14 protein-coding genes and 2 riboswitches are annotated in these 14,922 nt (G+C 66.9%); of the genes, 4 read left to right on the top strand and 10 right to left on the bottom strand.

Annotation, left to right across the window (positions count from 1 at the left end; all coding sequences use genetic code 11):
* Window positions 1-24: 24 nt before the first annotated feature.
* The 7 genes from QI450_RS01750 to QI450_RS01720 form a co-directional block, all read right to left on the bottom strand.
* The gene (locus QI450_RS01750) at window positions 25-1,530 is read right to left on the bottom strand and encodes a molybdopterin-binding protein (RefSeq protein WP_226776391.1); all 1,506 of its coding nucleotides are present in this window, start codon (window positions 1,528-1,530) and stop codon (window positions 25-27) included.
* Window positions 1,527-1,814 (bottom strand): DUF6457 domain-containing protein, encoded by a 288-nt coding sequence (locus tag QI450_RS01745; RefSeq protein WP_226776390.1) that lies wholly within the window; start codon window positions 1,812-1,814, stop codon window positions 1,527-1,529. Before QI450_RS01745 ends, QI450_RS01750 begins: the two co-directional genes overlap by 4 nt.
* A gap of 21 nt (window positions 1,815-1,835) precedes the next feature.
* Complete coding sequence (locus QI450_RS01740) at window positions 1,836-2,495, bottom strand: NTP transferase domain-containing protein (RefSeq protein ID WP_226776389.1); 660 nt, start codon at window positions 2,493-2,495, stop codon at window positions 1,836-1,838.
* Between the two features lie 71 nt (window positions 2,496-2,566).
* A complete protein-coding gene (locus QI450_RS01735) occupies window positions 2,567-3,067 on the bottom strand; it encodes an HNH endonuclease (protein WP_226776388.1) in 501 nt (166 codons plus the stop codon).
* A gap of 220 nt (window positions 3,068-3,287) precedes the next feature.
* On the bottom strand, window positions 3,288-4,064 hold the full coding sequence (locus QI450_RS01730) for an NlpC/P60 family protein (protein WP_226776387.1): 777 nt from the start codon (window positions 4,062-4,064) through the stop codon (window positions 3,288-3,290).
* Window positions 4,065-4,321: 257 nt separating this feature from the next.
* A riboswitch (cyclic di-AMP (ydaO/yuaA leader) is annotated at window positions 4,322-4,480 on the bottom strand.
* A 147-nt stretch (window positions 4,481-4,627) separates the two neighbouring features.
* Entirely contained in the window at window positions 4,628-5,449 is an 822-nt protein-coding gene (locus QI450_RS01725; RefSeq protein ID WP_226776386.1) for a M23 family metallopeptidase, read from the bottom strand.
* 4 nt (window positions 5,450-5,453) lie between these two features.
* A riboswitch (cyclic di-AMP (ydaO/yuaA leader) is annotated at window positions 5,454-5,692 on the bottom strand.
* A gap of 114 nt (window positions 5,693-5,806) precedes the next feature.
* A complete protein-coding gene (locus tag QI450_RS01720) occupies window positions 5,807-6,505 on the bottom strand; it encodes a metal-dependent transcriptional regulator (protein ID WP_226776385.1) in 699 nt (232 codons plus the stop codon).
* A 265-nt stretch (window positions 6,506-6,770) separates the two neighbouring features.
* On the opposite strand from QI450_RS01720, the gene serC reads away from it, so the two are divergent.
* On the top strand, window positions 6,771-7,898 hold the full coding sequence (gene serC / locus QI450_RS01715) for a phosphoserine transaminase (protein WP_226776384.1): 1,128 nt from the start codon (window positions 6,771-6,773) through the stop codon (window positions 7,896-7,898).
* 27 nt (window positions 7,899-7,925) lie between these two features.
* On the opposite strand, the gene QI450_RS01710 is transcribed toward serC, so the two are convergent.
* Genes QI450_RS01710 through QI450_RS01700 form a run of 3 tightly spaced genes read right to left on the bottom strand, consistent with a single transcriptional unit; the run spans window position 7,926 to window position 10,327 of the window.
* Window positions 7,926-9,275, bottom strand: a complete 1,350-nt coding sequence (locus QI450_RS01710) for an MFS transporter (RefSeq protein WP_226776459.1) — start codon at window positions 9,273-9,275, stop codon at window positions 7,926-7,928.
* A gap of 44 nt (window positions 9,276-9,319) precedes the next feature.
* Window positions 9,320-9,934 carry a DUF3027 domain-containing protein gene (locus QI450_RS01705; RefSeq protein ID WP_226776383.1) on the bottom strand — a complete coding sequence of 205 codons (615 nt, stop codon included), beginning with the start codon at window positions 9,932-9,934 and terminating at the stop codon, window positions 9,320-9,322.
* A 9-nt stretch (window positions 9,935-9,943) separates the two neighbouring features.
* Complete coding sequence (locus QI450_RS01700; RefSeq protein WP_024366560.1) at window positions 9,944-10,327, bottom strand: cold shock domain-containing protein; 384 nt, start codon at window positions 10,325-10,327, stop codon at window positions 9,944-9,946.
* A gap of 178 nt (window positions 10,328-10,505) precedes the next feature.
* On the opposite strand from QI450_RS01700, the gene QI450_RS01695 reads away from it, so the two are divergent.
* The 3 genes from QI450_RS01695 to QI450_RS01685 are packed head-to-tail and all read left to right on the top strand — an operon-like array spanning window position 10,506 to window position 14,897.
* Window positions 10,506-10,739, top strand: a complete 234-nt coding sequence (locus QI450_RS01695; RefSeq protein ID WP_226776382.1) for a hypothetical protein — start codon at window positions 10,506-10,508, stop codon at window positions 10,737-10,739.
* A gap of 10 nt (window positions 10,740-10,749) precedes the next feature.
* On the top strand, window positions 10,750-13,245 hold the full coding sequence (locus QI450_RS01690; RefSeq protein WP_226776381.1) for a helicase-associated domain-containing protein: 2,496 nt from the start codon (window positions 10,750-10,752) through the stop codon (window positions 13,243-13,245).
* On the top strand, window positions 13,242-14,897 hold the full coding sequence (locus QI450_RS01685) for a DNA repair helicase XPB (protein WP_226776380.1): 1,656 nt from the start codon (window positions 13,242-13,244) through the stop codon (window positions 14,895-14,897). Before QI450_RS01690 ends, QI450_RS01685 begins: the two co-directional genes overlap by 4 nt.
* Window positions 14,898-14,922: the final 25 nt, after the last annotated feature.

The raw sequence follows: 14,922 nt of genomic DNA, 5'->3' as shown, positions 1-14,922 counted from the left end.
CCAGCGCGTCTTCAACACCGGGCGTCAACCCAGCAGTTCACTCCAGTCCACGGGCCCGCCGGTGCCCACCGGCTTCCTGGCAGGCCGCCTGGGCGCAGGCTTGTCCTTCGCCGCGGCGGGGTCCGGCAGGGGTGCACCCCAGGGCAGCGCGAAGGCAGGAACGGTTTCCCCCAGCTGTGCGCCGTGCGGCGGGACCACCAGCACGCCGTCGGCGGCGGCCAGTCCGCGCATCATTCCCGGGCCGGTGTGCTGCGCCGGTGATGCCATGCCGTAGAGCAGCCGGAACGGCATCAGCCGGGTCCGGCCGGGGTCCGCTTCGAGGGTGGCGCCGCAGGGCACTGCCGTGACGGGCGGAACCGGCCGGTGCCCCAGCGCTGCCAGGAGCGGAGCGCCGATGGTTGATAGTGCCATCATGGCCGCCAGCGGGTTGCCCGGCAGCCCGATGATGAACCTGCCATCCGGCAGCTCGGCCAGCACGGCCGGATGTCCGGGTCGCATGGCGATCCCGTCGATCAGCAGGCGGCCGCCCAGCTCGGCCACCGAACGGCGCAGGTGGTCGGTCGCTGACATGCCGGTGCCGCCCGTGGTGATGACGACGTCGGCGGGCAGCAGCTCAGCGCCTGAGGACTCGTGGTGCAGCCCGGCAGCAGCCCCCGGGCTGTCCTCCGGTGGGTCGGTGTCTTCGAGTGCGCTGAGCCATTCGGTGTAGCTGTCGCCAATCTTCGTTTCGCCGGTACAGATCCCCCCGAGCATTTCCACCACGCCTGCCAGCTGGGGACCGAAGGTGTCGCGCACTTTCCCCGGCTCCGGAATCCCGGCTGCCAGCACCTCGGATCCGGTAAATACCAGCCGGACCACGGCTTGGCCCTGCACCGGGAGGCTGTCGTGGCCAGCCAGGGCGGCAAGGGCCAGGTGCGCAGGGTTGAGCAGGGTACCGCCCTTAATCAGCAGCGCGCCAGCGGCGGCTTCCTCCCCTGCTTTCCGGATGTGCTCGCCGTTTCGCGGCTCGCCGGGCTTCGCAGCTCCACCGAGCTTTAGGACCGGAAGCCCATCCTCGTCGGCAACAATGGTGCCGCTTTCGCTGCGCAGCACAGCCTTCGCCCCGGCCGGGATCAGCCCGCCGGTAACAATCGGGCTTGCTTGGTGCGGAGCCAGCCGCTGGCCTGGTTCGGCAAGGATCCACGGTCCGCTTCCATTGACGGACCAGCCATCCATGGCTGAGGACGCGTAATGCGGCATGTCCACGAGCGCTTCCACATCAGCGGCCAGGGTCCGCCCCAGAGCGGCACGGAGGGCCACGGGAGCGGCGGGGACGGGGGTTGCACAGGTGAAGGCGAGCTCCCGGGCTTCCTGCCAGGTGTGGGCCAAGTGCCGATGCGGCCTGGCTTCCGCCGCATCGGTCCTGACTGCTGGACGGTCCGCGGCCTCACCGGCCTCACCGGCGTCCACCCCGGCCAGGGGGCCGCTGAGCCCGGGCTCGGGCACTTCCCCCGCTCCAACTGCACTGCCCCTAAGGGGTGCAGTGGTCATGCGTCGGATGCTTCGTTGGCTGCGTAGTCCTTGGCGAGTTTGCGGGCCACGGCCATCGCAGCCTGCATCGAGACGGCATCCGTGGCCTGGCCGGAACCGGAGGCCAGGCCCGCGGCAAAGCCGGCGATGAAGGTCGTTAGGGGGGCCGCGGGGCGCACCACTGAGTGCGCCGCGACCCCTGCCAGGGACAGGACCTCGTTGATGTCAATTTCGACGCCGTCCAGTTCCAGGGCCTGGAGCAGGGCGCGGCACCACTCTTCCAGAGTTTCATCCTGGCTTTTCACCGTTTGCCTCCAAGTTTGAGTTCAGCCGGGGAGCCCCGGGCCGGATGCCGGGTTGTCGGCTGTCGCGGGTATGGCACCGGCCGGTTCGCTTACCCCTAACGCGGCGGCATCGCCCCACGTGTCCACATCATCGGTAGACCCCTGGGGGACGTTGACTTCCCGCACCTCCAGCCTAGCAAGAAGGGCGAACACGGACGCGTTTTCGAGCGCGCCGCGCTGCGAAGCCTCCGCGGCGCAACGTAAAAGCACAGTTGTGCCATATAGACCGACAAGCGGCTGCCGCCGACCCTCCGCCGAGACGGCCATCAGGCCATCACCAGGCGGTGCTTCCGCCGCTGCGTCCAGCAGCGCCTGGACGGCGGCACCTGCCCCGGGCATGTCAACGGCCAGGACAAGGGTGTACGGGGCCCGGGGCCGGGCGCCGCGGCTGCGTTCCAGCGCAGCCAGGCCTTCGGCGACGGCGGCGGCCGGTCCGGCAAAGGGCGGGTCCTCGCGGCAGCGCACCACACCTCGGGGCAGCGGTCCCGGGTCGGGCCCCACGACGGCTACAGCCACCGCGCCCCGCGCAGAACGCAGGGCACCCTCCAGGAGGGTGGCGCCGTCGTGGATCAGTCCGGACTTGGGGACACCTCCGAGCCGGGAGGACCGGCCCCCGGCGAGAATAACAGCATCGAATTCCACCGGCCCAGCCTAGCGCCCTCCAGGCCCGCCACCGAAGCCCACGACCGGGTCCGAGCCAACGCCGGCCGGATTCAGGCAGCGGATTCCGGCAGCAGGAAAGGGTCCCAGGCCGGTGTTGGTTTCTCCAGCTCTTTGATTTGCCAGATGGTGCCCCTCGGTGGTGCCGGGCTGAACCCGAGCTTCCAACCCATCTCCGCCGGGGTGTGGTCCCCTTTGGCGTTGTTGCACCGCAGGCAGGCAGCAACCAGGTTCTCCCAGGAATCCGCGCCGCCCCTTGATTTGGGCTGGACATGGTCGATGGTGTGCGCGGCTTTGCCGCAGTAGGCGCACCGGTGTCCGTCCCGGCGGAGCACACCGCGGCGGCTCACCGCCGTAGTGGTGTTGTACCGGGGCCTGATATACCGGTTCAGCAGTATCACTGACGGCCGGCCCAGCACATCCTGCGGCCCAACCACAGGTTCGCCGCCTTCCGCCACAACACTGGCCTTCCCGGTCAGCACAAGGACAAGCGCCCGGCGGAAGGTCACCACCGCCAGCGGCTCATATCCAGCATTAAGAACGAGAGTGCGCATCCGCATACCTCTTCACGGCCGCACCCGCCAGGGGCACGAGGGCCGGCTGCCCTGTGCATGGTCGGGCTATGGATCGACAAAACAAGAGTAAACACGGACATGGCAATTCGCCGAATCTTTTTTGCTCTCCCCTGCCCGTGTCGGCCGAAGTTCACGGATCGGCAACACAAAGGACCCCCGCCGTTTGGCGGGGGTCCTTTGTGTTGCTAAAGCTGCTGTCTTAGCCGCCGACGCGGATGAAGACCGGGCCGGAGCCGACGTTGACCGTCTGCAGGGAGGTGGTTCCACCGTTCCAGCCGCCGTGAACGGCCATGCCGTTGCCGACGTAGACGGCGATGTGGGCCATGCCGGCGCCACCGTTCTGGTAGTAGGCAAGATCGCCCGGCTGTGCCTCGGCGGCGCTCACCGTGCGGCCGAGGGACAGGTAACCTGCCGGCCAGCCGTGGTAGTTGATGCCTGCGGCAGCGAGCGCGTTCGTGGCCAGTGCGGTGCAGTCCTGGCTTACACCGAGCTGGGCATAAGCTGCAGCGGCGATCGTTGCGCCCATGCCGCTGGCGACGGCCGGCGCCTTGGAAACGGCTGCTACCGCGGTGCCGGTGGCGGCAGTTGCGGCAGCAGCGACCTGGGTACCGGCCGCTTTGGCAGCAGGCGTTTCCTGGACCTTCACAACGGGCTTCGGGGCCTCAACAACCGGAGCCGGGGTGGTGGTGACGGCCGGCTTCTCGAAGGAGATCGCGATAGTGGAAGCAGCCGAGATGGCAGCCGGGGTGCTCGACTGGACGTCGAGTGTGGAAGCGGAGGCGGATTCGCGCTGAACGTTGGCCTCAGCAGCGTTGGCTGCGATACCGCTGGTCAGGACGAGGCCGGAAGCAGCAGCGATGACTGCGGCCTGGCGACCCATGCCGCCGGCGTTGCCGCCGACAGCCTTGGCAATGACGGCCAGCGAGTTGGTCTTGGTGACCTCGGCGCGATGCCGTGCGTTTGCACGAGTAGTCATTAAGTTCTCTCTTTCGTGTTCCTGGTCCGCGCTTTTAGGCGCGGGCTGAGGACGCTCCGGCATCTTGGGGGTACGCCGGATCGCCCCGAAAATGGGTTACTTAGCGAAGGGTGTACTGCGAAGACGCGCCAAAAGCGGCAACCGTGTGGCCTGCGGTCCGGGCACCGGCAAGGCCGGCGCGATCATTGGATTCCAGCGGGCTCGAAAGAGCAGCGCAAGCGCGGTGAAGCGCGGAATTTTGGCGTGTATGCACGAAAGTAGCCTCTCCCAATGCCTGCGAGGTGAGCTGTCGGATTCGGATGGGAGTCACCCGGCCGCGCTGCTTCCTGGGAAGCTTTGCGACTTAACCCCAAGGCCTTCTTGCGAAGACCAAAATTGGTTCCCCCGCCCCTGCCAGACGATGTCATGCGAACGGACCTTGAGCGGTGGCAGAGCTAGGCAATCCACTCAAGAGCGCCAACTTCGAAAAAGTTGGCGTAGCTCAAACTTTACAGCAGTTGGACCCTAATGTCACATTCGGATCACGGCGTGTCCCCAGAATGCGAGAGTGTTCCCTCAACTTTTCAGAGCCATCCGGTCGGGTCGACGACTTCGCCGTTGACCATAACCTCGAAGTGGAGGTGGCAGCCGGTGGAGGCGCCGGTGGTACCGCTAAGAGCCACAACATCCCCGCGGGAGACCTGCTGGCCCACCTTCACGCTGGCGGAGGACAGGTGGTTGTAGGTGGTCTCCAGGCCGTTGCCGTGGTCGATCACCACGCGGTTACCACCGCCGTAGGGGTGCCAGCCGGTGAATGTCACGGTGCCGCTCGCGGCAGCGTGGACGACGGTGCCGCACTGCGCCGAGTAGTCCTGCCCGCGGTGGAACTCGCCCGAGCCTCCGGTGATGGGGCTGACGCGGTAGCCAAACGGCGACGCCGTGACCATCTGGTCCAGCGGCGCCCCAAGGCTGCCTGCGGAGGCCGCCCGGGTGATCGAGCCGGCGGACTGTGCACTGAGTAACTGCTTGAGCTTTCCGTCCGGATCGCCCTTGGTGGTTACGGCAGTGCGGCTGAAGTCGATCTTGGCCTCTGCTGCTGTCACATCCGGCTGCACGACTGCCGGGCTGGCTGCCGCGCCGGAGCCGGCGTCAGTGGCCAGAACAGGGCCAGTCGCGGGAACTGTGACGGTGAGGGCCAAGCCCGCAGCGGCCAGTGCAATACCCGCCTTTTGCCCTACACCGCTTGCGGCGGCAAAATCCGTTACTTGGCGGAAGGGGCTGCGGCGATCCCTGCGCGCGTCACGGTGCGCGTCGCGCGGACGCTCTGCCGTGATGGCAGCGGCGGGACGCGGCTCCGAGGCAGGGCCGCTCGCACGACGGCGGCCCTTGGCGGTCTGGGTGGTCAACAACGGTTCCTCTCTGGAGAGCCTGCGGAGTTAGCTGTCGGATTCGGGTCAGAGAGATCAACGACCCGGTCCGCCGTGGCAAGCAATCACGCACAGGGGCATCCGATGGATTCCGTGTTTGTGGGTACTTGCCGCTGACGGTCTTCACCCCAAGGCCGCTAAACAGCCAAAAGTGGTTCCCCCGCCCCTGCCAGGAGATGATTCTGCGACTGTTCCGCTGGCAGGGCTCGGCTTCGGATCAGATAACGCTTTGGTATCGGTACTAGTCTCCAACTATAGGCGATTAAGCCGTCCAGAGATAAATCCGTTATCAGCTTGTGGACAACTCTCGGATGGCCCCGGGCTGTCGCGGCAACCTCAGGAACCGATGGTTACAAAGACGTGGGCCGCGACCTCAGGCGGTAGTTCAAGGGCACCTTCGATGTCAGGAACGCGCACCGAAATGTACTCCCCCACGCGCTCCAGGGATACCAGGGCGCCGGGGCGGATGCCGCCTTCATCGAGCTGGACCAGCAGTTCCGGCTCCACTTGGATGGGCTCGGCCAGCCGGTTGACCCTGACACTGGAATCAGGACCATAGCCGGCCATGGCTTCGAGCAGATTCACGACGCCGTCAGGGTTGGGGTCGGCGGGCAGGCCGCCCAGTTCCGCCAGACCCGGGATCGGATTGCCATAGGGCGAGACGGTGGGATGGTTGAGAAGTTCGAAGATCCGCCGCTCCACCCGTTCGCTCATCACATGTTCCCAGCGGCAGGCCTCCTCATGGACGTAGGCCCAGTCGAGTCCGATGACGTCGGCCAGCAGCCGCTCGGCAAGCCGGTGCTTGCGCATGACTTCGATGGCGCGCTTCCGGCCAACCCCGGTCAGTTCAAGGTGGCGGTCTCCGGAGACAACCACAAGCCCGTCGCGTTCCATCCGGCCGACGGTCTGGGAAACAGTGGGACCGGAGTGGCGCAGCCGTTCGGCGATGCGGGCGCGAAGGGCGACGATGTTCTCTTCTTCAAGTTCCAGAATGGTCCGAAGATACATCTCGGTTGTATCGATCAGATCCGTCATTCAGCTCAGCTCCTCGAGCGCCGTCCTTGCGTGATTTCCACCGTACCGTGCGCTGCCGGCAACCTGGCGGGCTCCGCCGTACGTTCGCAGGCCAGCTTAGCCTAATTTGAGTTACTCCGGATAATCTCAATGACCGGACTGTGACGGTCCCTTTTGCCTCCCCCGCGGGACAGTCAGGCAGAATGAAACAACAGGCTCCGCCGCAGCCACCCTGCCGGGCCGTCACCCGAGCCACCCGTAGTACCAGCCGAAAATTGGAGCCACTGTGAGCGACACCAGCATCACGATTCCCGCAAACCTCCTTCCAAAGGACGGCCGGTTCGGCGCCGGGCCGTCCAAGGTCCGCCCGGAACAGATGGCGGCACTCGCCGCGGCGACAAAGCTGCTGGGCACGTCGCACCGCCAGGCGCCGGTCAAGAACCTGGTCGGGTCGGTCCGGAACGGGCTCAGCGCGTTCTTCCGCGCACCTGAGGGCTATGAGGTCATCCTGGGCGTCGGCGGATCAACCGCGTTCTGGGATATTGCCAGCTTCGGCCTGGTGGAGAACAAGGCACAGCACTTGTCCTTTGGCGAGTTTGGCTCCAAGTTCGCTGCCGCAACCAACAAGGCACCGTTCCTGGCCGATTCCGCCATCATCAAGTCGGAGCCGGGCACCCGTCCGCAAGCCCGGGCCGAAGCCGGCGTCGACGTTTACGCGTGGCCGCAGAATGAGACGTCCACCGGCGTCGCGGCTCCGGTGCGGCGCGTCGAAGGCGCCGATGAGGGTTCGCTCGTCCTGGTGGACGCAACGTCAGCTGCCGGCGGACTGGACGTCGACGTCGCGGAAGCGGATGTGTACTACTTCGCTCCGCAGAAGAACTTTGCTTCCGACGGCGGGCTTTGGCTTGGTTTGTTCTCCCCGGCCGCGCTGGAGCGTGCGGCCCGGATCAAGGCCGGCGGCCGCTGGATCCCGGACTTCCTGGACCTCCAAACCGCGGTTGAGAACTCCAGGCTGAACCAGACCTACAACACGCCGGCGCTGGCAACCCTCGTTACCCTCGACGCCCAGGTGCAGTGGCTCAATGCGAACGGCGGGCTGGACTTCGCCTCGGCACGGACCGCGGACTCAGCGGGACGGATCTACCGCTGGGCCGAGGCCTCGGCGTTCGCCACCCCGTTTGTGGCAAGGCCAGAGGACCGCTCCAACGTCATTGCGACGATCGACTTCGACGACTCGGTCGATGCAGCCGCGATCGCCGGTGCGCTGCGCGCCAACGGCATTGTGGACACCGAACCGTACCGGAAACTGGGCCGTAACCAACTGCGCATCGCCACTTTCGTGGCCATCGAGCCGGACGATGTCTCGGCTCTGCTGGAATGCATCGACTATGTGGTGGGCGAACTGAAAAAGTAGCACCCCGAACGCAGCGGCGCCGCAGCGTCAGTGTTCGACGGCGCCGCCCGGGTTTTGACCCCGGGCTGCGCCGCCTGCCGGCGGCCCGCTGCCGCCGGGTCCAGCTTCCCTCCGCGTGCCTGCGGAGACGACACGGAAGTGGTTCAGCCCCCGGGCCCGGCGGTCGAACCGGAGCCGCAGCCTTTTGGCCCGGACGATCCACAACAGTCCGATCAGGGCAGCGACCAGTCCGGACGCCGCCGCGATACTCAGGGCCCAGCGCGGACCGGCAATGTTCGCCACCCAGCCCACGAACGGCGCCCCGATCGGCGTGCCGCCCATAAAGATGGCCATATAGAGCGCCATCACCCGGCCGCGCATCACCGGGTCTGTCGTGGTCTGCACATAGCCATTGGCGCTTGTCATCATCGTGATGGCGAAGAGCCCGACCGGTACCAGTGCCACTCCGAACCAGAAGTAGCTGGGGGCCAGCGCGGCGACGCCGGAGGTCACGCCAAAAGCGCCGGCCGCGCCGAAAATGAACCGCAGCCGGGGCTTCTTCCGGCCGGCTGACAGCAGCGCGCCGGCGACCGAGCCAATGGCCATAATGGAGTTCATCAGCCCGAAGGCGCTGGCATCCAGGCCGAATTCCGTTCCGACCATAGCCGCGATGAACAGCACGAAGTTCAGTCCCAGCGTGCCAACAATAAAGACCGCAACGAGCACCACCACAATGTCCGGCCGGAACCGCACATAGCGCAGCCCTTCGCGGATCCGCCCCTTGCCGGCAGCCGCGCGGGGCAGCAGGCGCAGCGTCGTGGCGGGAATCTTCCACAGGCTCAGCAGCAGCGCCATAAAGGTCAGGGTGTTGATCATAAAGACCCAGCCCGGGCCGACCGCAACGGTGAGGACACCCGCCACCGCCGGTCCGATCATCCGGGCCACATTAAAGGAAGCGCTGTTGAGGGCCACCGCGTTGGGCAGATACTCATCGTGGACCAGTTCCGAGACGAAGGTCTGCCGCACCGGGGCGTCGAGGGCGGACACGACTCCCAGCAGCAGGGCGAACCCATAGACGTGCCATAGCTGCGCCGCACCGGAAATCACCAGGATGCCCAGCCCTGCACTTAGCAGTGCCATCGCGGACTGGGTCAGGATGAGCAGCTGTTTGCGGTGGTAACGGTCCGCCATCAGCCCGGCGACGGGAGCGAGGAAAAGCTGGGGTCCCAGTTGCAGGGCCATCGTGATGCCCATGGCGCTGGCGTCGTGCTCGGTCAGGTGGTCAAAAACGAGCCAGTCCTGGGCTGTGCGCTGCATCCAGGTCCCAATATTGGAGACGATCGCCCCGACGAACCAGATCCGGTAGTTCAGGATGTGCAGGGACTTGAAGGTGGACATCATGACCAGCCCTCACTGTGCAGCATCCCCGATTGTTCCAACCGCTAGTGCGCCTCTGCCTCAGGATGCTCGTCCGGGCCGTTACCTGCGGCATCGTCGGAGTCATCGCCGTCAGGGTCGCTGCCGTCAGAATCGCCGGCGCCGGCCACCGAGGCGTCTTCAAAACCGCCGGGGACCACTGCCACGTCAGAGCTGCGGGTGTCCTCGCGGGTTGCCGCCCGCGCCGGGGAGCCAGCTTCATCCGCGGCCTGCTCATCGCCCGGGCGGACGCGCTCGGCCCACGGGATCCACTCGGGCGGCAGGATTGAGTCCTCGGAAGGCAGCAGGCCCAGTTCGTCCACCGTGACAACCTTGGACCTGGAGTTCCTGGTGAGCACGGCGTACCACTGCCAGCCGCCGTAGCCGGCAAGCTTCGATTCGAAGAGGTGTGTGACCAGGCGGTCGCCTTCGCTTTTGGCCGCCAGGTGCCGGCCGACCTGTTCAGCGGGGGCGATGCCCTCAACGGCAGCGCGGGCAGCGTCGACAGCGGCGGCCAGGAAAGCATCAGGCTTACCGGTGCGCCACACGGGAACCCCGGCCCGCGGCTTGGTGCCTTCTTTGCTTCCGGCTTTTTTGTTCCCGGCGGCTGCCGGCGGGGTCCTAGTACTATCCGGAGTCATCGCCGCGCCCTACGCGTCCAGCTCGTCGGCAACCTTACGCAGGGCGACGGCGATCGCCTTGCCCTTGTTGCCTTCCGGGTACTTGCCCGCGGACAGTGTTCCGGACAAGTTGTCCAGAACACTGACAAGGTCCTGCACCAGCGGAGCAAGATCTTTTGCGCTGGGCCGCTTGGCCTTGGCGATGGACGGCGTTTTGTCCAGCACGCGCAGGCCCAGGGCCTGGGCGCCCTTACGGCCGTCAGCTACCCCGAATTCAACCCGGGTGCCGGCCTTGAGCTCGGTTACGCCCTCGGGCAGCGCCGACTTCGGCAGGAAGACTTCCTGGCCGTCCTCGCCCGCGAGGAATCCGAAGCCTTTTTCCTTGTCATACCACTTGACCTTGCCGGTAGGCACGTAATCAACCTTCTTCGTTCCGCTGGTGACACGGCCGGCGGCCACCGCGTCCGCATTGATATGCGGGTTTAGGGTGTGGCTGCCCGGACCGTGCTGGTCTGTTCCCCCAAGGTTATCCTGCCCAGTCCACTTTGCTTGGTTGGGGCGCGGGACAAGCAGGGCTGTTAGCGTTAGCCCCATGACTGAACTGCGTTTTCGGCGGCCGCTGCTGGTCATTGCTGCGGGTGCCGCCGTGCTCTCACTCACGGCCGTCGGCGTCGTGATGGTGATGGCCCTCAGCAGTGCAGTGCCGCCGGTGTGGGTCACCGCCACTGCCCTTTACGGACTTCCGGCTTCTTTCCTGCTGATGCTCCTGCTTGTGATCGAGTCCGTGGCAGCCCGGCGACGGTCCCGGGAACCGGACGGAAGGTAACGTTGCACTGATGTCCCTTATCCGCGCGCTTAGCAAGGAACTGCAGACACGCAGCGACGATTCGCTGCGTGCGTTGTTCGCCGCGCGGCCGGACCTTATCTCCCCCGGCGTGCCGGACTTTGCGGCCCTCGCGGCCCGCGCCAGCGGACGTGTCAGCGTACAGCGGGCCCTGGAGCGGCTCAACCGCCCGGAAATGCAGGTCCTCGAGACGTTGCACCTGTGCACAAATACGGACACCGGCCACAGCACCACGGCGCCGATGCTGAAGAAGCTCATCTATGGCTCCACCCTGGCCGCCCTTGAAAAGATCCTGCACTCACTCCAGGAACTGGCCCTCGTCCACCGCGCGGAACCGCCGCACGGCACCCCTCCGGTTGCCGGCGCGAAGCTGCGCTACTACCTGCCGGTGGGCAGCCTCAAGGAAGTGATCGGAATCTACCCGGCCGGACTGGGCCGCAGCTACACCGAACTCGTGCGGCTTCAGCCCGCTTTCGCCCAGCGCGTGGTTCAGCTTGTCGGCGAGCTCCACCGCGACGGCGCCTCCATCTCCCCCGCGGCCACCCCGATGGAAGCTGCACTTTCGCTCCAGCACTGGACGGCCACGCCGGAGTGTCTCCGGCAGATCCTGCACGCCGCCCCGGAACGCACTGCGGCGCTGCTAGCCCGCTTCGGTAACTGGGCCATGGGCGCAGTTCCGCAAGCGCAACGGCGGGCGTCAGTGCTGCACGAGGCCGCCGGCGTCGGGCCGATTGACTGGCTCCTGGCCCGCGGACTGCTGGTCCCGTTGGACGCCGCGCATGTGGAACTCCCGCACAGCGTCGGGGTCGCCCTGCGTGGCGGCTACGTCATCGAGAAATTCGCGCTAGCCCCCCCGCTGCCGCGGTTGGGTTCCACCTCCGCCGCGCTGCGCCGGAACGCCGCCCTGGGCGCGATCGCCGAGACCCTGCGGCTGGTGGGTGTACTGCTGCACATCGTCCGCGAACAGCCACTGGTCACGCTGCGCAGCGGGGGCGTGGGCGTCCGGGAGCTCAAGCGGCTGGCGGATGCGCTGCGCACCGACATACACGACGCCGGGGTCCTGGCGGAGCTGTCCGCTCTGGCCGGCCTGATCCGGCTCGACGTGGATAGTTCCGCCTGGGTCCAGCCGGCGCAGCTGGAGTGGTTGACCCTTCCGCGGCAAGAGCAGTGGCTCTGGCTGGTCAACGCCTGGCTCGCCAGCGAACGTGCGCCCTCCCTTGTGGGCGAGCCCGTGAACGGCCAGACGGCAGTGCCGGCCGGACACCGCGGTATGGCCGGCGGCACCGTCAACGCGCTCTCGGCCGAGGCCCAGCGCCCGGACGCCCCGGTGGTCCGGAAGAGGATCCTGGAAATCATGGCGGAACTGACCCACGAGGCCGCTGTGGCGGACGGGAACGCCCCGGTCCTGGACGCCGCGGCAGTGTTGGAGCGGGCCGACTGGGCCCAGCCGCGGATGGCACGGCGTTTTAGCTCGCTGATCCGGGGGGTGCTGGCGGAGGCCGAAATGCTGGGCCTCATCGGCTCGGGCGCACTGAGCCAGATCGGGACGGCCATCGCGGCCGAACAGCCCGAGGAGGCGCTGGGGATCCTGGGCGAACACCTGCCGGCCGCCTTGAACCACGTCCTGCTCCAGGCCGACCTCACCGCAGTGGCCCCCGGCTACCTCGCACCGGAGCTGACCGGCAAGCTCCTCACAATGGCCGATGCCGAGGGCCAGGGGCCAGCCACGATCTACCGTTTCTCCGTCTCCTCGGTCCGGCGTGCCCTTGATTCGGGCCAAGACGCCCAGGCGCTCCTGGATTTCCTGGGCCTGCACTCGGCCACGGCGATCCCCCAACCACTGAAGTACCTGATCGAAGACACGGCCGCCCGGCACGCCAGGCTGCGGGTGGGCTCGGCTGCCAGCTTCATCCAGAGCGAGGACGAAACGGCCCTTCAGGAGCTGCTCAACGCTCCCGGTGCCGCCGGCCTTGGTTTGGTCAGGATTGCCCCCACAGTGCTGGTCTCGCACGCCGCGCCGCGGGAAACAGCTCAGCTGCTGCGCAACCTTGGGCTGTCGCCTGCGGTGGAGGAGGCGGGGCCCGGCGGAATCCGGCTGCGCCGCGCCACAGCTGCGCCCGGGATTGCGCGGCCCGTGTACAGCGCACCGCGCACCGCCCCCCCGGAGGCCGACGTCGACGCCCAGCTGGTGGTGCTTCGCCGCGAACGTCCCGCTGCGTCCACCCCCGGCGGCCCTGCTGCCGCAGCCCCCGGCAGCGAAGAAGCGACCCAGCTTGGCCTGGAGACCCTGCAGAAGGCGATCCGGCTCAAACAACGGGTGGTCATGAACGTGGTCGACGGGATGGGGAATGCGGTGCGCGAAACGGTTGTTCCGGTAGCCGTGGGCGGCGGACGGGTTCGGGTCTTCGATCCGGCACGGGAAACCGAACGTGTACTGTCCATCCACCGCATTATTGACGTCGAGGCCGCAGAGGAACTACTCCAATGAATGACGGACCGCTGATCGTCCAGAGCGACAAAACGATCCTGCTCGAGGTGGACCACGAGCTTGCCACCGAGGCCCGCCACGCCATCGCCGCGTTCGCCGAGCTGGAACGTGCGCCCGAGCACATCCACAGCTACCGGCTCACGCCGCTGGGCCTCTGGAACGCCCGCGCGGCAGGCCTGGACGCCGAAAAAGTGCTGGACACCCTGCTGAAGTACTCCCGTTTCCCGGTTCCGCATTCCTTGTTGATCGACGTTGAAGAGACCATGTCGCGGTACGGCCGGCTGCGGCTGGAGAAGGACCCGCAGCACGGCCTCGTGATGCGCACCTCGGACTATCCGGTCCTGGAAGAGATCAGCCGTGCCAAGAAGATCGCCCCGCTGCTGGGCCCCAGGATCGATGGCGAGACTGTTGTGGTGCACTCCTCCCAGCGCGGGCAGCTGAAACAGCTGCTGCTCAAGATCGGCTGGCCGGCCGAGGATCTCGCAGGCTACGTCGATGGCACCCCGCACCCGATCTTGCTCAACGAAACCGGATGGAAGCTGCGCCCGTACCAGCAGCTGGCGATGGAGAACTTCTGGGCCGGCGGCAGCGGCGTGGTCGTACTGCCGTGCGGAGCCGGCAAAACCCTCGTTGGTGCCGCTGCGATGGCCACCAGCTCCACCACAACGCTGATCCTGGTGACCAACACCGTCTCCGCCCGGCAGTGGAAGGACGAGCTGCTCAAGCGGACCTCCCTGACCGAGGAGGAGATCGGCGAGTACTCGGGCTCCGTCAAGGAAGTCCGCCCGGTCACAATCGCCACCTACCAGGTACTGACCACCAAACGCGGCGGGCTCTACTCCCATTTGGAACTCCTGGACGGCAACGACTGGGGGCTGATCATCTACGACGAGGTCCACCTGCTGCCGGCCCCGATCTTCCGGATGACAGCGGACCTGCAGGCTCGGCGCAGGCTCGGCCTCACCGCCACCCTGATCCGCGAGGACGGCCGGGAGGGCGAAGTCTTCAGCCTGATCGGCCCTAAGCGCTATGACGCGCCGTGGAAGGATATCGAGGCGCAGGGGTACATCGCACCGGCCGACTGCGTGGAGGTTCGGATCGACCTGCCGCGGGACGAACGCGTAGCTTACGCGATGGCCGAGGAGGCGGATAAGTACCGGCTCTGCGCGACGTCCGAGTCCAAGACTGTGGTGGTGGAACGGCTCGTAGCGGAGCATGCCGGCGAGCAGTTGCTGGTGATCGGCCAGTACATCGACCAGTTGGATGAGATCGGCGAGCGCCTGCAGGCACCGGTGATCAAGGGTGACACGTCCGTGAAGGAACGCCAGAAGCTCTTTGACGCTTTTCGGGCCGGCGAGGTGCAGACCCTTGTGGTGTCCAAGGTCGCCAATTTCTCCATCGACCTGCCGGAGGCTTCGGTGGCGATCCAGGTGTCGGGTTCCTTCGGTTCCCGGCAGGAGGAGGCCCAGCGACTTGGCCGGCTGCTGCGTCCCAAGAAGGACGGCCGCGCCGCACGCTTCTACTCCCTCGTGGCCAGGGACACCCTGGACCAGGAGTTCGCGGCCAAGCGCCAGCGCTTCCTCGCCGAGCAGGGCTATGCCTACCGGATCATGGACGCCAAGGACGTGGGCAGCAGCTCCGCCTCCGACTGATCCGGGTACCGCCCCGTGCCGGGGC

The organism is Arthrobacter sp. EM1, from assembly GCF_029964055.1.
Lineage (GTDB): Bacteria > Actinomycetota > Actinomycetes > Actinomycetales > Micrococcaceae > Arthrobacter.
Note: the sequence above shows the minus strand (reverse complement) of the source record. Positions and strands in the feature narration are given on the sequence as shown.